At 72.2% G+C, this 18240-nt stretch carries 20 protein-coding genes; 8 read left to right on the plus strand and 12 right to left on the minus strand.

Annotated elements, in window-relative coordinates:
• Positions 1-7: 7 nt before the first annotated feature.
• The 7 genes from ccsB to hemL form a co-directional block, all read right to left on the minus strand.
• A complete protein-coding gene (gene ccsB / locus ACH4OW_RS20530; RefSeq protein WP_360124826.1) occupies positions 8-1099 on the minus strand; it encodes a c-type cytochrome biogenesis protein CcsB in 1092 nt (363 codons plus the stop codon).
• Entirely contained in the window at positions 1096-2829 is a 1734-nt protein-coding gene (locus tag ACH4OW_RS20535; RefSeq protein ID WP_398029402.1) for a cytochrome c biogenesis protein ResB, read from the minus strand. Before ACH4OW_RS20535 ends, ccsB begins: the two co-directional genes overlap by 4 nt.
• 3 nt (positions 2830-2832) lie before the next feature.
• A complete protein-coding gene (locus tag ACH4OW_RS20540) occupies positions 2833-3594 on the minus strand; it encodes a cytochrome c biogenesis protein CcdA (RefSeq protein ID WP_360124832.1) in 762 nt (253 codons plus the stop codon).
• Between the two features lie 4 nt (positions 3595-3598).
• The gene (locus ACH4OW_RS20545; RefSeq protein ID WP_360124835.1) at positions 3599-4213 is read right to left on the minus strand and encodes a TlpA disulfide reductase family protein; all 615 of its coding nucleotides are present in this window, start codon (positions 4211-4213) and stop codon (positions 3599-3601) included.
• Between the two features lie 78 nt (positions 4214-4291).
• On the minus strand, positions 4292-5512 hold the full coding sequence (locus ACH4OW_RS20550; RefSeq protein ID WP_398029404.1) for a hypothetical protein: 1221 nt from the start codon (positions 5510-5512) through the stop codon (positions 4292-4294).
• Between the two features lie 186 nt (positions 5513-5698).
• Positions 5699-6379: a histidine phosphatase family protein gene (locus ACH4OW_RS20555; RefSeq protein ID WP_360124841.1), complete on the minus strand. Its 681-nt coding sequence runs from the start codon at positions 6377-6379 to the stop codon at positions 5699-5701.
• A 31-nt stretch (positions 6380-6410) separates the two neighbouring features.
• Complete coding sequence (gene hemL, locus ACH4OW_RS20560) at positions 6411-7718, minus strand: glutamate-1-semialdehyde 2,1-aminomutase (RefSeq protein WP_398029406.1); 1308 nt, start codon at positions 7716-7718, stop codon at positions 6411-6413.
• Between the two features lie 270 nt (positions 7719-7988).
• Here hemL and ACH4OW_RS20565 point away from each other — a divergent pair, with 270 nt between their 5' ends.
• The 4 genes from ACH4OW_RS20565 (at position 7989) to ACH4OW_RS20580 (ending at position 10377) form a co-directional block, all read left to right on the plus strand.
• Entirely contained in the window at positions 7989-8540 is a 552-nt protein-coding gene (locus tag ACH4OW_RS20565) for a hypothetical protein (protein WP_078897590.1), read from the plus strand.
• A 63-nt stretch (positions 8541-8603) separates the two neighbouring features.
• A complete protein-coding gene (locus ACH4OW_RS20570; protein ID WP_398029408.1) occupies positions 8604-9461 on the plus strand; it encodes a serine hydrolase domain-containing protein in 858 nt (285 codons plus the stop codon).
• Between the two features lie 122 nt (positions 9462-9583).
• Positions 9584-10081 (plus strand): STAS domain-containing protein, encoded by a 498-nt coding sequence (locus ACH4OW_RS20575; protein WP_398029410.1) that lies wholly within the window; start codon positions 9584-9586, stop codon positions 10079-10081.
• Positions 10082-10134: 53 nt separating this feature from the next.
• Positions 10135-10377 (plus strand): hypothetical protein, encoded by a 243-nt coding sequence (locus ACH4OW_RS20580; RefSeq protein WP_360124851.1) that lies wholly within the window; start codon positions 10135-10137, stop codon positions 10375-10377.
• A 4-nt stretch (positions 10378-10381) separates the two neighbouring features.
• Here the strand turns inward: ACH4OW_RS20580 and ACH4OW_RS20585 are convergent, their stop codons facing one another.
• From ACH4OW_RS20585 to ACH4OW_RS20595, 3 genes are all read right to left on the minus strand, one after another.
• Complete coding sequence (locus ACH4OW_RS20585; RefSeq protein WP_398029412.1) at positions 10382-11167, minus strand: SDR family NAD(P)-dependent oxidoreductase; 786 nt, start codon at positions 11165-11167, stop codon at positions 10382-10384.
• Entirely contained in the window at positions 11164-11670 is a 507-nt protein-coding gene (locus ACH4OW_RS20590; RefSeq protein ID WP_360124857.1) for a cupin domain-containing protein, read from the minus strand. The genes ACH4OW_RS20585 and ACH4OW_RS20590 overlap by 4 nt, the downstream gene beginning before the upstream one ends.
• A 91-nt stretch (positions 11671-11761) precedes the next feature.
• A complete protein-coding gene (locus tag ACH4OW_RS20595; protein ID WP_360124860.1) occupies positions 11762-12349 on the minus strand; it encodes a TetR family transcriptional regulator in 588 nt (195 codons plus the stop codon).
• Positions 12350-12461: 112 nt separating this feature from the next.
• Between ACH4OW_RS20595 and ACH4OW_RS20600 the strand changes: the two genes are divergently transcribed.
• The gene (locus ACH4OW_RS20600) at positions 12462-14018 is read left to right on the plus strand and encodes an FAD-dependent monooxygenase (RefSeq protein WP_398029415.1); all 1557 of its coding nucleotides are present in this window, start codon (positions 12462-12464) and stop codon (positions 14016-14018) included.
• A gap of 553 nt (positions 14019-14571) precedes the next feature.
• Here ACH4OW_RS20600 and ACH4OW_RS20605 read toward each other — a convergent pair.
• Positions 14572-15300 (minus strand): AAA family ATPase, encoded by a 729-nt coding sequence (locus tag ACH4OW_RS20605; protein WP_398029417.1) that lies wholly within the window; start codon positions 15298-15300, stop codon positions 14572-14574.
• Positions 15301-15385: 85 nt separating this feature from the next.
• Between ACH4OW_RS20605 and ACH4OW_RS20610 the strand changes: the two genes are divergently transcribed.
• Both ACH4OW_RS20610 and ACH4OW_RS20615 read left to right on the plus strand, forming a co-directional pair.
• The gene (locus tag ACH4OW_RS20610; RefSeq protein WP_398029419.1) at positions 15386-15721 is read left to right on the plus strand and encodes a YnfA family protein; all 336 of its coding nucleotides are present in this window, start codon (positions 15386-15388) and stop codon (positions 15719-15721) included.
• Between the two features lie 63 nt (positions 15722-15784).
• On the plus strand, positions 15785-16552 hold the full coding sequence (locus ACH4OW_RS20615; RefSeq protein ID WP_398029421.1) for an SDR family NAD(P)-dependent oxidoreductase: 768 nt from the start codon (positions 15785-15787) through the stop codon (positions 16550-16552).
• A gap of 51 nt (positions 16553-16603) precedes the next feature.
• On the opposite strand, the gene ACH4OW_RS20620 is transcribed toward ACH4OW_RS20615, so the two are convergent.
• Positions 16604-17002: a VOC family protein gene (locus ACH4OW_RS20620; RefSeq protein ID WP_360124875.1), complete on the minus strand. Its 399-nt coding sequence runs from the start codon at positions 17000-17002 to the stop codon at positions 16604-16606.
• A gap of 91 nt (positions 17003-17093) precedes the next feature.
• On the opposite strand from ACH4OW_RS20620, the gene ACH4OW_RS20625 reads away from it, so the two are divergent.
• Positions 17094-18086 carry a helix-turn-helix transcriptional regulator gene (locus tag ACH4OW_RS20625; protein ID WP_398029423.1) on the plus strand — a complete coding sequence of 331 codons (993 nt, stop codon included), beginning with the start codon at positions 17094-17096 and terminating at the stop codon, positions 18084-18086.
• Positions 18087-18240 lie beyond the last annotated feature (154 nt).

The raw sequence follows: 18240 nt of genomic DNA on the forward strand, positions 1-18240 counted from the left end.
TGGTGGGTCAGACCCCGGCGTAGGAGTGCAGCCCCGAGAAGAAGTAGTTCACGACGTAGTAGTTGAAGATGTACGTCAGGAAGGCGAACAGGCCCAGGTAGGCGGCCTTGCGGCCCTTCCAGCCCACGGTTGCGCGGGAGTGCAGGTAGGCGGCGTAGGCGACCCAGGTGACGAAGGACCAGATCTCCTTGGAGTCCCAGCCCCAGTAGCGGCCCCACGCCTCGCCGGCCCAGACGGCGCCCGCGATGATCGTGAAGGTCCACAGGGGGAAGATCGAGGCGTTCACGCGGTAGGAGAACTTGTCCAGGCTCGCGGCCGCGGGGAGGCGCTCCATCACAGAGGTGGCGAAGGCGCCGGGCTGCTTGCCGGACGGGTCGGCCAGCTTGCTCTCGTAGCGGTCGCGGAAGAGGTAGAGCAGCGTGGAGACGGCGCCGAGGTACAGGAAGGCGCCGGAGATGATCGCGCAGCTGACGTGGATCCACAGCCAGTACGAGTGCAGCGCCGGAACCAGCTGGGAGCTGTCGGTGTAGAGCCAGGTGACGGCCACGCCGAGGTCCAGCAGGACGGTGGCGGTCAGCAGCAGGCCGATCCAGCGGACGTTCTTCTTCAAGGCGAGGAGGACGAGGTACGCGGCCACCGCGACCATGCCGAAGGTCGTGGAGAACTCGTACATGTTGCCCCAGGGGGCACGCTGCACGGACAGGCCGCGGGTCAGTACGCCGCCGAGGTGGATCAGGAAGGCGAGGGTGGTCAGCGAGATGGCGATCCGGCCGTACAGGTCGCCCTTCTCGGTGCCGCCCGCGGCGCCCGGGCCGTCCGGGACGTCCCGGCTGCCGTTCGTCGCGCGGGTGACGACCTTGGGGCGCTCCAGTACGGCCGTGCCGCCGCCCTGCGCGGCCGCCTGGTCCGCCGCCTTGGCGGGGGCGGGCACCGTGGCGGTCAGGGCCGCGGCGGTACGGCCGACCTTGCTGCGGCTGCCGAAGGCCCACTCGGCGAGGTGCGCGAGGAAGGCGAGGGTGTAGACGGCCATGGCCGAGTAGATCAGCACGTTGCTGATACTGGCCAGGTTCTCGTTGGTGGCTGCGGCAGCGAGGTTCACGCGCGCGCTCCTTCGGAGGGATCAGCAGGGTCGGCGGAGTCGGAGGGCTTCGCCGCGTTCTCGGGCTCGGTGGGGGTGGCGGGCGGTTCGGCGGAGGTCTGCGGCGCGTCCGGCCCCAGGGCCCCGGCCAGGTCCGCCAGTTCCTCCGGCAGGCGGGCGGACTCGCTGCGGCCCAGGCCCGCCATCTCGACGACGGTCACGCCGTCGGCGCCCGGTACGGCCCGTACCCACACCCGGCGGCGCTGGATGAACAGCGAGCCGGCCAGGCCCAGCAGCACGGCGATCGCGCCGATCAGCGCGAGGCCGTTGCCGGGCTGGTGGGTGACCTGGAAGGTGGCCCACTGCTTGACGCCGACGAACTTGATGCTGCCGTCGCCGCCGGGCAGTTTCATCGTCTCGCCGGCCCGCATCATCTGGGCGACGGCCTTGCCGTCCTGCTTGTACTGCTTGAGGTTCTTCTTCTCCAGCTGGTACACGCTCTGCGGCAGCCCGGAGTCGGTGCCGAGGTCGCCGTGGTAGGCGGTGAGCGTGAGGCGCGGATTGTCCAGTGCCGGGAACTGGGAGAACATCGAGCCCGAGCCCTCGCCGCCGAACGTCGGCACGAAGAAGCCCGAGAAGCCGAGCTGGTTGCGCTTGCCGTCCTCGGTCTGCGCGTTGGGCACCTTGATCACACCGGTGGAGGTGTAGTTCTTCATGTCCTGCGGCAGGAACGGCACGGCGCCGCTGTAGACCTTCTTGCCGCGGCCGTCGGTGACCTCGACGACCGGCGCGTACCCGTGGGAGAGCAGGAAGACCTTGGAGTCCGCGATCTCCAGCGGGTGGTTCACCTCGATCTTGCCCTGGTGCTCCTTGCCGTCCGCGCCCTGGAAGTACGAGATGTTGGCGCGGAACTCGCGCGGGGTGCCCATCTGGGGGCCGCTGCGCTCGTAGGACGCGTCGAAGCTCTTGAGGGAGAAGCCGAAGGGTTCGAGGTCGTCGGTGTCGTAGAAGGCACCCGACTTGAAGTTGTCGTACTGGGTGAGGCTGTTGGCGAAGCCGTCGCCCTCGACGACCAGCTTGCCGCCCTCGGACTTCCACAGGCTGCCGACGGCGACCGCCACCAGGATCACGATCAGGGAGATGTGGAAGACGAGGTTGCCGGCCTCGCGCAGGTAGCCCTTCTCGGCGGCGACCGCGTCACCGACCCGGTGGGCGCGGAAGCGGCGCTTCTTCAACAGGCGCCGGGCCGCGCCGAGCACCTCCTCGGGCGCCCGGTCCGTACGCCACGTGGTGTACGCGGGCAGCCGGGTCAGCCGGCGCGGGGCGCCCGGCGGGCGGCCGCGCAGCTGGCCGACGAACTGCCACGAGCGCGGCACGATGCAGCCGATCAGCGAGATGAACAGCAGCAGGTAGATCGCGGAGAACCACACCGAGCTGTAGACGTGGAAGAGGCCCAGCTTGTCGTAGACCGGCGCCAGCGTGGTGTGGTCGGCGCGGAACTGCTCGACCTTGGTGGGGTCGATGCTGGTCTGCGGGACCAGCGAGCCGGGGATGGCGCCGAGCGAGAGCAGGAACAGCAGGATCAGCGCGACCCGCATCGAGGTCAGCTGCCGCCAGAACCACCTGGCCCAGCCCACGGGGCCCAGGGAGGGGAAGGAGACCTCCTCCTGGGGCGCGGTGGAGAGCCGGGAGCCCGCCGCGCCGACTTCGGCGTCGTCGGCGTCGCGGTGGGTGTCGGTATTGGTGGACATCAATCAGATCCCTGGGGTGAAGCTGCTGGTCCAGCTCTGCAGGCCGGACATCATGTCGGCCCATACGCCGGTGAGGAGCAGGACGCCGAGCGCGACCATCATGCCGCCGCCGAGCCGCATCACCCACACATAGTGGCGTTTGACCCAGCCGAAGGCGCCGAGCGCCTTGCGGAAGGCCAGGGCGACGAAGATGAACGGCAGGCCCAGACCCAGACAGTAGGCCACGGTCAGCAGGGCGCCGCGCCCGGCGTTGGCCTGGTCGATGGCGAGGGAGCTGACCGCGGTGAGCGTGGGGCCCAGGCACGGCGTCCAGCCGACGCCGAAGAGCACGCCGAGCACCGGCGCGCCGGCCAGGCCCATGGCGGGCTTCTTGTGGAAGCGCAGCTCGCGCTGGCCGAAGTTCTTCAGGACGCCGGCGAAGGCCAGGCCGAGGAGGATCAGCAGGACGCCGAGGACCCTGTTGAGCAGGGCCTGATGTTCCTGGAGCTTGCTGCCGAAGTAGCCGAAGAGGGCGCCGCCGGAGACGAAGACGGCGGTGAAGCCGAGGACGAAGAGGGAGGCGCCGGCGAGCATCCGGCCGCGTTTGGCGTCGGCGAGGTCCGTGCCGGTCACGCCGGTGACGTAGGACATGTAGCCGGGTACGAGCGGCAGCACGCAGGGCGAGAAGAAGGAGACCAGGCCGCCGAGGAGGGCGACGGGCACGGCGAGCAGCAGCGCGCCCGAGGCGATGGTGGCGGCGGGGTCGGGGGCGGCGAGCGCGATCATGTGATCACTTCTCGTCGATCAGCGGCTGCACCATCTTGCGCAGCTCGTCCTCGCCGAGCGGGCCGATCGAGCGGGCCGCGATCTTCCCCTCGCGGTCCACGGCGATGGTGGAGGGGATGGACTGGGGGTTGAGGCTGCCCTTGGGGAAGCGCAGCATCAGCTTGCCGGTCGGGTCGAACAGGCTCGGGTACGGCATCTTGTGCTGTTCCTCGAAGCTGACCGCCTGCGACTGCTGCGAGTCGCGGGTGTTGATGCCGACGAACTGGACGCCCTTGGCCTTGGTCTCGTTCGCGACCTTGGCGAAGTTCGCGGCCTCGGCGATGCAGGGGCCGCACCACGATCCCCAGACGTTGAGGACGACGACCTTGCCCTTGTAGTCGGCGACGTCCAGCTTCTCGCCGCGGGTGGTTTCGCCGGAGAGGGCGGGGACGGGCTTGCGGTCCTTCTTGGCGACCGTGGCGACGCCGCCCTCGCCCTGGACGAACTGGGTCTGTTCGGAGCCGCCCGAGGTGCCCTCGCCACAGGCGCTCAGCGTCAGCGCGGCGAGCGCGGCCCCTGCGGCGAGCAGGGTGGTGCGGCGACGACTGGCGAGTCGGCGGGGGACGCGGCAGGCACTCATGTGAAAAGTTTCGCATGAGACTGTTACGGATCTTCCGCGCCCCCCTCGACCGGCCGGTACCGGCCATGTCAGGGCACGTCAGGCGCCCGACAGGAAGGTCTTCCAGCCGCCGGCCGGCTTCTGCCCGACCCGCAGGCCCTGGAGCTTGGCCACGACCTTGGGGTCCTGGGCGTCCAGCCAGTCGGTGAACTGGCGGAAGGAGACCAGGCGCACGTCCTTGCGCTTCTCGTCGGCGATGTGCTTGAGCGCTTCCTCGACGGCGTCCATGTAGATCCCGCCGTTCCACTGTTCGAAGTGGTTGCCGACGAACAGGGGTGCGCGGTTGGTCTCGTAGGCGCGTTCGAAGCCCTTGATGTAGGCGCCGGTGGCTTCCTTGCGCCAGCCCGGGTAGTTGGCCGGCGGGCCCTTCGTGGAGTTCTTCGACTGGTTGGCGAGGATGTTGTAGTCCATGGACAGGACCTCGAACCGGTGGCTGGGGAAAGGTATCTGCTGGAGCGGGAAGTCCCACAGGCCCAGCTTCTTCTTGGGCCACATCTGGAGGCCGCCCGGCGAGCTGGCGTCGTAGCGCCAGCCCAGCTTCTTGGCGGTCGGCAGCAGGTTGTCCTGGCCGAGCAGGCACGGCGTACGGCCGCCGACCAGTTCCTTCTTGTAGTCGAAGGGCAGCGGGTCCAGGTCGGTGAATCCGGTGTTCGTCCGCCACTTCGTGACGAAGTCCATGGCCTGGTCGATTTCGGACTGCCACTGGGCCGGGGTCCAGTGTTTGACCGAGGTACGGGCCTCGCCGCAGAAATGCCCGTTGAAGTGCGTGCCGATCTCGTGGCCCTCCAGCCACGCCTCCCGGACGTTCTTCAAGGTGGCCTTGATGTGCTCGTCGGAGAGATAGCCGATGTCGGAGGCGCCGACCTTGTTGTTCGGCGGGCGGTAGAGGTGCTTCTTCGACTCCGGGAGGCAGTACAGCCCGGAGAGGAAGAAGGTCATGGCCGCGTTGTGGTCCTTGGCCAGTTTGCGGAAGCGCGGGAAGAGGCCGTTGCCGACCTCGCCCGCGCCGTCCCACGAGAAGATCACGAACTGCGGCGGGGTCTCGCCGGGCTCCAGGCGGCGCGGCTTCTCCGGCTGGTGGGGCTGCGGCCCCGCGTCGGCCGTCGAGCCGTCGCCGATCGGTTTGGCCTTCGCCTGTACGGCGTTCTTGTCCTGGCCGGAGCCGGACCCCGAGCCGGCGGAGGAGCAGCCGGCGACGCCGAGCGCCGCGGCCGCACCCACCCCCATGCCCAGCAGGTTCCGCCGACTGATCGCGCTCATACCGTCGTCCCCATCCGTACTCGTCTTACTCAATATCCATATAAACGGACATTGTGTAAGAGGGTTTTTCGAACACGGAGGTTCCGGGTTATTGGCGCAAATTGCTTATTTTACTCGCTGATGACCTCACGTCACACCGGCCTCTCGCGTCCCTCACACCACAAGATGCGAAAAGCCGGTCCGGCGTCACGCCCCGAAGGCTTTGGATTTCCCCGCCTGCGGCTTGGCGCCCGCCCGCAGGTGCACCGGCACCAGATCGAGCGCCGGCTCGCTGTAACCCACCGAAACAATCTTGTCGCCGCGGAAGGTGAACGAGGTCAGGGAGGCCAGCGTGCACTGCCGCTTGCGCGGGTCGTGCCACAGCCGCCGCCGCTCGGCGAAGCTGCGCACGACCCAGATCGGCAGCTGGTGGCTGACCGCCACCGCCTCGTGCCCCCGGGCCGCGTCGCGCGCCGCGCCCAGCGCCGCCATCATCCGTACGACCTGCTCCAGGTACGGCTCGCCCCACGACGGCCGGAACGGGTTGGTCAGGTACTTCCAGTTGCCCGGCTTCTTCAGCGCGCCGTCGCCGACCCCGAACGTCTTGCCCTCGAAGACGTTGGCCGCCTCGATCAGCCGCTCGTCGGTGGCCAGGTCGAGGCCGTGCGCCTTGGCGACCGGCGTCGCGGTCTCCTGCGCCCGCTCCAGCGGGGAGGCGACGACGTGCGTGACGTCCCGGCCCGCCAGGTGCTCCGCGACCCGGTCGGCCATGCTCCGGCCCAGCTCGGAGAGGTGGTAGCCGGGCCGCCGCCCGTACAGCACGCCCTCGGGGTTGTGCACCTCGCCGTGCCGCATCAGGTGTACGACGGTGATGTCTTCGCTGCTCATGTCACCCATCTTCCGGTCCCGTCCGCGCGGCTCACGCGGTCGCTTCGGCGGCGGCCCGCGCGGCCGACGGCAGGGCCGCGGCGATCCGCTCGATCGCCCGCTCGTCGTGCGTGGTGGAGACGAACCACGACTCGAAGGCGGACGGCGGCAGGTACACGCCCTGGGAGAGCATCGAGTGGAAGAAGGCGGTGAAGCGGAACGCCTCCTGCGACTTGGCACTGTCGTAGTCGGTCACGTCCCGGTCGGTGAAGAAGACCGAGAACATGTTGCCCGCGACTTGGAGGCGGTGCGCGACGCCCGCCTTCGTGAACGCCTCGGTGACCAGCGAGCGCACCTCGGCCGAGGCCGCGTCGACCTTCTCGTACGCCGCCTCGTCCAGCAGCTTGAGCTGCGCGACGCCCGCGGCCGTGGCGACCGGGTTACCGGACAGGGTGCCCGCCTGGTAGACCGGGCCGGCCGGCGCGAGGTGCGCCATCACGTCGGCGCGACCGCCGAAGGCCGCGGCCGGGAAGCCGCCGCCCATGACCTTGCCGAAGGTCATCAGGTCGGGCCGGACGCCGTCGATGCCGTACCAGCCGGTGCGGCTGACCCGGAAGCCGGTCATGACCTCGTCGGAGATGTAGAGCGCGCCGTTCTCGGCACACACGTCCTTCAAGCCCTGGTTGAAGCCGGGCAGCGGCGGGACGACGCCCATGTTGCCGGGCGACGCCTCGGTGATCACACAGGCGATCTCGCCGGGGTGGGCCGCGAAGGCGGCCCGTACGGCCTCGATGTCGTTGTACGGCAGCACGATCGTGTCGCCGGCCTGGGCGCCGGTGACGCCGGGCGTGTCGGGCAGTCCGAAGGTCGCCACGCCGGAGCCGGCCGCGGCCAGCAGCGCGTCCACGTGCCCGTGGTAGCAGCCGGCGAACTTCACGACCTTGGCGCGGCCGGTGAAGCCGCGCGCCAGCCGGATGGCGGACATGGTCGCCTCGGTGCCGGAGGAGACCAGCCGGACCTGCTCGACGGGGTCGATGCGCGCCACGATCTGCTCGGCCAGCTCGACCTCGCCCTCGCCGGGCGTGCCGAAGGAGGTGCCGCGGGCGACGGCCTCCTGTACGGCGGCGATCACCTCGGGCTGGGCGTGCCCGAGGATCATCGGACCCCACGAGCACACGAGGTCGACGTACTCGCGGCCGTCGGCGTCGGTGAGGTACGGACCGGTACCGGACACCATGAACCGGGGCGAACCGCCCACGGCGCGGAACGCGCGTACGGGAGAGTTCACCCCGCCCGGCGTCACAACGGCCGCGCGGTCGAAGAGCGTCTGCGAAACTGGGGCTTCATAGGGAAAAGGCACTGTGATCCTGACCTGCACAAACGTAGGGAGGGGCGACGGCCGGCGGCGGCACCCGGGCTGAGCGCGGAACGGAAAACCGCCCGCTCTCGTCCAGGTGTCAGACCCCGCGAGTCTGCAAAACTGGGGCAACGTACGAGTAAGTCACGCAAGCAATGGTCTCAGAGGCGCACGGGGGCGCGCGGCCGGGCGTTTCGCGCGCCGGTGACGGGGGAGGTCTCTGAGACGATGATCGGGTTGCGCGGCTGGGGCTGCGAGTGGTCGGGTGGAGATATGCATCGCGGTGGCGAACTGGGCGAGGGCACCGATGACCGGGGACCTGAGCGCGCCCAGCGGGGCCGCCACCGGCGCGAGGAGACCAAGGGCGGGGGAAGCAGAGGCGGCCGCATGGGGGTGACGTACAAGTACTTCGGCGCGCCGAACGGTGCCACGGCGGCGCGCGTGCCGATCTCGATGCGGCCCGAGGAACTCGGCGGCGACGAGCTCGGCATGGGCGGCATGTTCACGAAGATCAAGCCGGAGACGATGGCCGCGATGGTCCTCACCGGCATAGAGGGCATACCGCTGCACAAGGTCCCCCCGCTGGAGCTGGTCGTGCTGCATCCCGACTACGCCGTCGTGAAGCTGCCCATGACGGTCGTCGACCCGCTGCGCGGCGTCGGCGAGGAGTCGGTGGGCGCGGCGGCCTTCATCTGGTCCACGGTCCCCGACCGCGGCGGCCCCCGCGACGCCTTCACCGTCTACCAGCTGCTGCACGAGTGGCAGGACTTCTCCCACCGGCTGCACGAGGCGGGCCACCAGGCGTACTGCCTGGTGTGGCCGTGACGCGCGCGGACCGCTGACGGAACGGCCGGGGCCGCGACGGCCCCGGCCGCGTACGGTGCGCCCATGGCCTTACCACCGCGCGCCCGCACCGCGATCCTGTCCTCCTCGGCACCGCCCCGCCTGACGAACGGCCACCGGACCGACGCCTACGTCGAGATCGGCTCGCTGACCAAGGTGCTCACCGGCACCGCGCTGGACCGCCTGGCGGCCGACGGCGTACTGGCACCGGACGACCCGGTGGAGCGCTGGCTCGACGCGCCCCCCGGCACCGGCATCACCCTGCGCCACCTGGCGGACCACACCTCGGGACTGCCCAGGCTGCCCCCGGTGCCCCTGCCGCGCCGGGACCCGTACCGCCGCTTCGACGCCGGGGCGCTGCGCTCCCTCGTGGCCCGGCTCGACACGCTCGCCACCGCGCCGCCCGGCACGTCCGAGGAGTACTCGAACCTCGGCTACGCCGTCCTGGGCGCCGCACTGGCCGCGGCCGCCGGCGAGCCGTACGAGCGGCTCGTACGGCACCGGGTGCTCGACCCGCTGGGCATCGAGGAGATGACCGCCCGGCCGCCCGGGGACCGGCGGCTGGCCGGCACCGGCCGGTGGGGCCGGCCGCGGTCCGCGTGGACGATGGACGGCGCGATCCTGCCCGCCGGGGGTTACTGGGCGACACCGCCCGCCGTCGCGGCGCTGGTCAGCGGGCTGCTGGCCGGCGACGTGCCGGGCCCGCCGGCCCTGACCTGGCGTCAGGACGGGCCGCTGGTCTGGCACAACGGCGGCACCCGGGACGCCTCCGTGTTCGCCGGGCTGCACCGGGAGACCCGTGAGTGGGTGGCCGTGCACTGCCTCGACGGCGGCCTGCACGCGGCCGACCGGATCGGGGTGCGGCTGCTGATGCGCAAGGAGGAGCCCCCGGAGGGCGGGTGACAATGCGGCAGCTCGCTCCGGCACGCACGCTGTTCGGGCCACGCGGCCGGGACTACCCTGGGAACGCAGCCCGAGTCCCCGGCAGCGCGGAGTCCCGTTCCGCACCGAGGAGGCGCGTGGTGATGGCAGAACCCGGAATCTCCCTCGACATTCCGCGCGCCGGAGCCGTGGGCTCGCGGGCGGCCCAGGGCCGCCACCGTGCCCCGTACGTGCCGTCGCGCCCTCCCGCAACGGCCGTGCCACCGCGGCCCGTGCCGGACGGGCAGCCCGGCGAAGAGGACACCCAGACGGACTTCGCGGTGCTCATCGTGCGCGGCAGGATCGACCTCGCCACCCTGCCGGTCCTGCGCGAACGGCTGCGCCGGCTGCCCCGCGCCCCCGGCAGCCTGCTGATCGTCGACCTGTCCGGCGTCACCGCCTGCTGCGCGCTCGCCCTCGGCCCGCTCGTCGCCGCGGCCCGGCGCGCCCGCTCCCAGGGGGGCGACCTCAGACTCGTCCAGCCGAGCCCCGCCGTCCTCGCGGCGCTGCGGGACAGCGGGCTGAACCGGCTGCTGCCGGTCTTCCCCGGGCTGGACACCGCAACCGACGCCGCGGCCGCGGGTCCGCAGGCCGTGGCCTGACGGGCGCCCGGGACCGGGCGCTTCGAGGACCGCTTCGCTTGGGGAGGTGGGCAGTGTTCCCGCTGCTTCTCGTCTCGATCGTGCTCACGGTCATCGCCGGGTTCGCGAGCCCGCTGTGGTGGGTGGCCTCGGCCGTCCTGGTCTACCTCACCGTGCACTACTACCGGGGTTTCCTGCGGTTCGACCCGGAGTACCGCGTCTACCGGGAGCGCCGCATCCGGCAGGACCGCTACGACCGGCGCTACCGCAGGGAGCGCGGGACGCGCGCGGGACGCCCGGCCGGGGGCGGCAAGTAGGCGTTCACCAGGTGGGCCGGGCCGACACCCCGCCGTCCACCACCAGGTCCTGGCCCGTCACCCAGGAAGCCATGGGCGAGGCGAGGAAGACGCACGCGTCGCCGACGTCCTCGGGGCGGCCGAGCCGTCCGGCCGGGGCGGCCCTGCGGTAGCGGCGCACGCCGTCGGGCCACGCCTCCTCCAGCCCTTCGCGGTCGACCAGTCCGGGCGAGACGCTGTTGACGCGGATGCCGTCGGGCCCGTACTCCAGCGCGGCCGAGCGGGCGTGCATCACGACGGCCGCCTTGGAGGCGCAGTAGTGCGCGTGGTCCTCGGCGGGCTGGTGTGCCTGGATGGAGGCGATGTGGGTGACCGACCCGCCGCCGCCCTCCCGCATCACCGCGGCGGCGGCCTGGGTGCAGGCGAAGGTGCTCAGGACGTTGGTGTCGTTGACCGCCCGCCAGTCGGCGACGGTCATGGACGCCAGGTCCTGGTCGGGCTGCACGCCCGCGCAGTTGACCAGGGCGGTGAGCCGGCCGTGCCAGTCCGCCGCCGTACGCACCAGCCGGTGGCACTCCTCCTCGGCCGACAGGTCGGCGCTCACCGCCAGCGCGCTGCCGCCCTGTTCCTCGATGCGCGCGACGAGTGCGCGGGCGGCGGTGGCGTTCGTACGGTAGTGGGCGACGACGGCGGCGCCCGCGGCGGCGAAGCGCAGGGCGATGCCGGTGCCGAGGCAGCCGCCCGCGCCGGTCACCAGGGCCACCTGGCCCGCGAGGGACGGCAGGCCGGGGTGGCCGGAGGGCGCGCTCACGGGCGGCTCAGCGCGGTGATCCGCGCCGCCTCCCGGGGGTAGCGCGCGGCCAGTGCGGCGGCGTCCCCGTGCTCGTATCCGCCGAAGGTGAAGCCCGGCGCCATGGTGCAGCCGAAGAGCGACCAGGCGCCGCCGTCGGCGACTTCGGCGGCCATCCACGTGCCGGCGGGGACCGTGAACTGGATGTGCTGGCCGTCCAGGACGTGCGGGCCGAGGACGACCGTGCGGGAGCCGCCGTCCGGTTCCAGGAGGAGGAGCGTGAGCGGGTCGCCGAGGTAGAAGTGCCAGACCTCGTCGGTGGGCAGGCGGTGCAGCGCGCTGTAGTCGCCGGGCTCGCCGGTGAGCAGTACGACGATCGCGGAGCCTTCCGGCCGTCCGTCGGCGCGCTCGGGGCCCGCCCAGGTGCGCCGGTAGCGTCCGCCTTCCCTGGGCAGTGGTTCCAGCCCGTAGAGCTCGACGAGTGCCTCGGGAGAGGGCGGCGTCGCGGAAGTGTGCCGGGGCATGGGTCTCCTTCCCGTTCCCTCGCGGGTACGGTCCTCACCGTAGGCGCGGCGGGGCGGCCGCGTCCGGGAGATCGCCCAGGTGCCCCGCCGGTTACGGGTGTTCGGCGGTCAGGTAGCGCTGGATGGTGGGGGCCAGCCAGGCGACGACCTCTTCGCGGGGGAGGGCGGCGGCGGGCGGCAGGATCAGGATGTAGCGCAGCAGGCCCATGCCGACCAGCTGGGAGCCGATCAGTGCCGCGCGGGAGTCGAGCTCTTCCGGTACCGGGCAGATGGCGGCGAGCGCCGGTTTGATCTGCCCGGTGAAGACGCCGAGCAGCCGCTCGGCGCCGGCTTCGTTGGTGACGGCGACGCGCACCATCCCGGTCAGCGCCTCGTCGTGCTCCCAGCGGGCGAGGAAGTGCCGTACGAGCTGCTCGCCGCGCTGGTCGCGCGGCACGGCCGACAGGTCGGGCAGCCGCAGGTCTATCTCGGAGGCGGCCGCGAACAGGCCCGCCTTGTTGCCGTAGTAGCGCATGACCATCGAGGGGTCGATGCCGGCGTCCCGGGCGATGGCGCGGATGGTGGCGCGCTCGTAGCCGTCGGCGGCGAAGCGGTCGCGGGCGGCGTCGAGGATCGCGGCGCGGGTGGCGTCGGAGCGGCGGGGGCGGTCCTGGGGCTCGGCGGGGGCGGTGTCGACCATGCCCGCGACTGTAGGCCAACGCCCGTTGACTTGCCAGGAAGCCGGGCCTATCGTTGCCAACAAGCGTTGACCAACATGCGTTGACCAACACGCGTTGGCATAGGAGGCGGCCATGACCCGCAAGCCCGGCAACACCAACGACCAGGACTCCCCACGCACCACCGCGAGCAGCGACGTCATCGTCGTCGGCGCCGGCCCCACCGGACTGCTGCTCGCCGGCGACCTCGCCGTCGCCGGACTGCGCGTCACGCTGCTGGAGCGCCGCGCCCCCGGAATCAGCAACCTCACCCGTGCGATGGCCGTGCACGCCCGCAGCCTCGAACAGCTCGACGCCCGCGGCCTCGCCGACGAACTCGTCGCGACCGGCCACCCGCTGGCGCGCCTGCGGCTCTTCGCCGCCGCCGACATGCAGCCGTCCCGGCTGCCTTCCCGCTTCCCGTTCGTGCTGATCACCCCGCAGTACGAGGTCGAAGCGCTGCTGGAGCGGCGCGCGCGGCAGGCCGGCGTCACCTTCCGGTACGGGGCCCGTGTGACCGGCCTGGAGCAGGACGCCGACGGCGTCGACGTCCGCGTACAGGAGGAGGACGGGGCCGCCACGACGTACCGCGCGGCCTACCTCGTCGGCACGGACGGCGTGCGCAGCACCGTCCGCCAGTCCCTCGGCCTGCCCTTCCCCGGCCGGACCGTGGTGGACTCCGTCGTGCTCGCCGACGTACGGCTCGACGAGCGGCCCGACGTCCCGCTCGTCGCCAACGCCACCGACGACGCCTTCGCGCTCATCAGCAACTTCGGCGACGGCTGGTACCGCGTCATCGGCTGGGACCAGCGCCGCCGGGTCCCCGAGGACACCCCCGTCGAGGCCGACGAACTCCGCGAGTACATGCGCCTCGCGCTCGGCAGCGACTACGGCCTGGGCGAGGTCCGCTGGACGTCCCGCTTCCACAGCGACGAGCGCCAGGTCCCCCGGTACCGCGTCGGCCGCGCCTTCCTCGCCGGCGACGCCGCGCACGTCCACTCCCCGGCCGGCGGCCAGGGCATGAACACCGGACTCCAGGACGCCGCCAACCTCGGCTGGAAGCTGGCCGCGGTGCTGCGCGGCGACGCGGCCGACAGCCTGCTGGACAGCTACCACGCCGAACGCCACCCGGTCGGCAAGATGGTGCTGCGCAGCAGCGGCGCCGTCATCCGGCTGGCGCAGCTGCGCAGCAAGCCGCAGCGGGCGCTTCGCGCGACGCTCGCCCGGCTGCTGAACTCGGTGCCGCCGCTCGCGGACCGGGCGATGCTGTCGATCAGCGGCGTGGGCATCGCGTACAAGGCCGGGCGCGGCGCCCATCCGCTCGCGGGCAAGCGCGCCCCCGACCTGCGGCTGGCCGGCGGCACCCGCCTGTACGAGGCGCTGCGCGGCGGCGGGTTCGTGCTCGTCACACCGGCGGACGAGGCTCCGGCGGCGGGCACGGACGGCACCGGTTCGCGGCTCGTACGGGCCTCGTGGGACAGCGACCGGCGGACCGCGCTCCTCGTACGGCCCGACGGCTACATCGCCTGGGCCACCGACGCGGCCGACCCGGACGTACGCGCCGAGGCCCTGCGCTGCGCGCTCGCCTGCTGGACGGGCGCGGGCAGCGCCACCGGCCGCGGCGCCGACGCCCTGAGCGCCGCCGCGGCGTGAACACCGCGCGGAAGCGCTCCCGGTGCGGCCCGCGTGGGCCCGTCCCCCGGCCATGAACGGGGGACGGGCCCACGCCGTCCTGTGCACCCGGCCGTCCCCGGGCCGGGCGGACGGACGCTTGCCGGGCCTGGCGGCGAAACCGGATCCCGCAGCTGCCCGGTTACCGCCGCCCGCCACCGAAGAATGTGCGGCCGCCGCGCGGTGCCCGGTGAATCCGCCCGCGCATTCACCGGGCGCACCGGGTACATCGCGTACGCCGGAAGTGCCGCGGGGAATTCGAGGTGGTCCACCGGTTGTGTACCGATCAACGGAAAACCGCGCTTTCCCGCGCCGTCCGCACCCGCCGACCGGTCTGTCGCCCCCCGGTTAAAAGGGGAATCTAGGGACCCATCTACGCCGTGACAAGGGGGCCCGCCTGGGCATGTGACGCACCGTACGATTTTTGGCCAGTGGTTCGCCGTTCATCCGGCCGGGGTTGTTCGTGCGCCCGCCTTTCCCGTCAATCCCCGCTTCCGGACAACCTCACCGGCCGTATACGGCGCCGCCCGCCGGGTCAGCCGACGATGTGCCGCAAATAGGCCCGCGGGTCGGTGAGATAGCGGCGCCAGTGGTCGACGAGGGCCAGCTCGTCCCAGGCCACCGAGCGCATGCCGTGCTCACCGACCTCGATTATCTCCGCGCCGGGCAGCGCGGTGAGCAGCGGCGAGTGGGTGGCACAGACGATCTGGGCGCCGGTACGGCTCAGCTCGTGCATCAGCCCGGCCAGTTCCAGGCACGAGGAGAAGGACAGGGCGGCCTCGGGCTCGTCCATCACGTACAGGCCCGGCTGGCGGAACCGCTCCCTGAACGCCATCAGGAAGCCCTCGCCGTGGCTCATCTCCTCCGGCACGCCCGACAGGCCCGCCCTGCCCAGCGCGTCGAACGCGGTCTCGGCCCGCAGGAAGAACCCGCGCCGGCGGGTGCGCGGCCCGCGCAGCATCCGGCGGCCCGCCATCGTCGGGTCGAAGCGGATGGCGCTGCCCAGCTCGGAGGGCGCGCGCGAGCTCGCGTACTTGTAACCGGCTGCGCCACCGTACGAATCGAGGCCGAAGCCCTCCGCCAGGGCTTCGGCCAGTGTCGACTTTCCGGAGCCGTTCTCCCCCACGAGAAAGGTGACCGGCGCGCCGAATTTCAGCCCGTCCGCGACCAACCGGCGCACGCAGGGAACCGTCCAGGGCCAGCTCTCCCCGGCCTCCGCCGCCTCTTCCGCGGAGAAATCCACGTATGCGCGTTCGATGAGCATGTCTCGAAGCTCTCACACGGCACTGACAACGGCCCCGGACCGCCACGCCCGGCCCGTCCGCCGCACCCGTCCTTACGCTGGTCACATGCTCACCCTCCGCTCCGCCGCCCTCTTCCTCCTCGCCGCCCTCTTCGAGATCGGCGGCGCCTGGCTCGTCTGGCAGGGCGTACGCGAGCACCGCGGCTGGGTGTGGATCGGCGCCGGGGTGCTCGCCCTCGGCGTGTACGGGTTCGTCGCCACGCTCCAGCCCGACGCCGACTTCGGCCGCATCCTCGCCGCGTACGGCGGCGTCTTCGTCGCGGGCTCGCTGGCCTGGGGCATGATCGCGGACGGCTACCGCCCGGACCGCTGGGACGTGCTCGGCGCGCTGGTCTGCCTCGCCGGCATGGCCGTGATCATGTACGCGCCGCGGGGCCGCTGACCCGCATATCCTGCGTACACGTACCACCGAGCCCGCAGCCCGCCGCGCCCGAGGAGCCGCTTCATGACCGCCGTACCCGCCGCCCGTACCGCCGTCGTCACCGGAGCGAGCAGCGGCATCGGCGCCGCGACCGCCCGCCGGCTGGCCGCCGAGGGCTACCGCGTGGTGCTCGCCGCCCGCCGCAAGGACCGCATAGCGGAACTGGCCGCCGAACTGCCCGACGCCGAGGCCCACCCCCTCGACGTCACCGACCGCGCGGCCGTCGACGCCTTCGCCGCCCACCTCCGGGAGCGCCACGGCTCCGTGGACGTCCTCGTCAACAACGCGGGCGGCGCTCTCGGCGCCGACCCCGTCGCGACCGGCGACCCGGCCGACTGGCGCACGATGTACGAGGTCAACGTCCTCGGCGTCCTCAACGTCACCCAGGCCCTGCTGCCGGCCCTGACCGCCTCGGGCGACGGCACCGTCGTGATCGTCTCCTCGACCGCGGGCCACGGCACCTACGAGGGCGGCGGCGGCTACGTCGCCGCCAAGCACGGCGCGCACGTCATCGCCGAGACGCTCCGGCTGGAGCTGTGCGGCGAGCCCGTCCGCGTCATCGAGATCGCGCCCGGCATGGTCAAGACGGACGAGTTCGCCACCACCCGCTTCCGCGGCGACACCGCCAAGGCGGCCAAGGTGTACGAGGGCGTCGCCGAGCCGCTCACCGCCGACGACGTCGCCGACACCATCGGCTGGGCCGTCACCCGCCCGGCCCACGTCAACGTCGACCTCCTCGTCGTCCGCCCCCGCGCCCAGGCGTCCAACACCAAGGTGCACCGGGCCTCCTGAGGCCGCGGGAGCCGGGCCGCCGCGGCCGGGACCGCCGTCGCGCGGGCCGTATCAGCGCGCGAACTTCTCGACGGCGGCCGCGGTGACCGGGGTGAAGAAGTTGACGAGGTTGCCGTCGGGGTCGCGGAACAGGAGCGCGCGGTTGCCCCAGGGCATCGTGGTGGGCTCGTTGACGAAGTCCGTGACGAAGCTCTTCAGGTTCCGGTACACGCCGTCGACGTCGTCCACGAGGAATTCCAGGATGACGCTGCGGTTGTCGGCCGGGCGTGCGGAGCCGGGCGCGAACAGCGGGACGGTACGGGTGCTGCCGATCGCGAGGGTGGCCGAAGCGGTCCGCAGCTCGGCGAAGTCCTCGGTGGACCAGCTCGCCCGCACTCCGGTGGCGCGCTCGTAGAAGGCGACGAGGCGGGCGACATCCTCGGTGATGACGCGGATCGAGACGAAGTCCATGGGTTTTCTCCTGGTCGGTCGGTGCTGCTGACCAGAGGCTACGAGCGATACCGGACAGAACCCGCCCGGTATCGCGGGGAGACTGGTTCCCATGACCCGACCCATCGCACGCGTCCTCACCCTGCTGGAACTCCTCCAGGTGGGCGACGTCAGGACCGTGGCCGAACTCGCCGACCGGCTCGGCGTCGACGAGCGCACGGTGCGCCGGTACGCCGACCACCTCGTCGACCTCGACGTGCCCGTCGAGTCGGTACGCGGCCGCTACGGCGGCTACCGGCTCGCCCCCGGCTACCGCATGCCCCCGCTCATGCTGAGCGACGACGAGGCGCTGGCCGTGCTGCTCGGCCTGGTCGCGGGGCGGCGGACCGGCCTGACGACGACCGCGGGCACGGCGGGCGAGACGGCGGCCGCCAAGATCCGGCGGGTGCTGCCGGCCCGGCTCGGCCGCCGGCTCGACGCGGTACTCGGCTCCCTCGCCTTCACGGCACCGTCCGGCGAAGAGGCCGCCCCGAAGGCCGCGGTCCTGCTCCCGGTCGCCGACGCGGTACGCCACCACCGGCCGGTCTCCATCCGGTACACCGCCGCCGACGGGCGCCGCAGCGAACGCACCCTGCACCCGTACGGGCTCGTCGCCCACTCGGGCAGGTGGTACGTGACGGGAGCCGACCCCGCGATCGGCGAGCACCGGACCTTCCGGCTGGACCGCATCACCGACGCGCGGCCCCTGCCCGGCTCGTTCGAACCGCCCGAGGGCCCCGGCCCGGCGGAACGCGTCCTGACCGGCCTCGCCACCGCCCCGTACCGGCACGAGGTGGTGCTGCGCGTCCTGGGGACGGCCGAGCAGATCCGCTCCCGGCTGCCCGCGGCCCTCGCCGTCGTGACGGAGCCGCCGGCCGGGGAAAGCGCGGGCGCGGACCCCGGGCACTGGTGCCGCGTCGAGCTGCGCGCCGAACGGCTCGACTGGCTGCCCGCCGTGCTCGCGTCACTGGACCTGCCGTTCGCCGTCGAGCGGCCCGACGAGCTCCGGGACCTGGTGGCCGGGTTCGCCGAACGGCTCATGCGGTCGGCCCGGCGGGAGCCGTAAGAGCTTGCAGGAGCGGTAAGGACTGTGGGAGCGGTAAGGGCCGCGGTCCCGAATAATCGTTGGCGCACCACCGGCGTCCGCCCGTACCGTGCTGTACGCCATCGCACGTGAACCTCTCGGGCCCCGCCCTGGAAAGCAGTGATTATGCCCCGGC

Source organism: Streptomyces sp. NPDC017056, from assembly GCF_044332485.1.
In the GTDB taxonomy this organism is placed as follows: Bacteria; Actinomycetota; Actinomycetes; order Streptomycetales; family Streptomycetaceae; genus Streptomyces.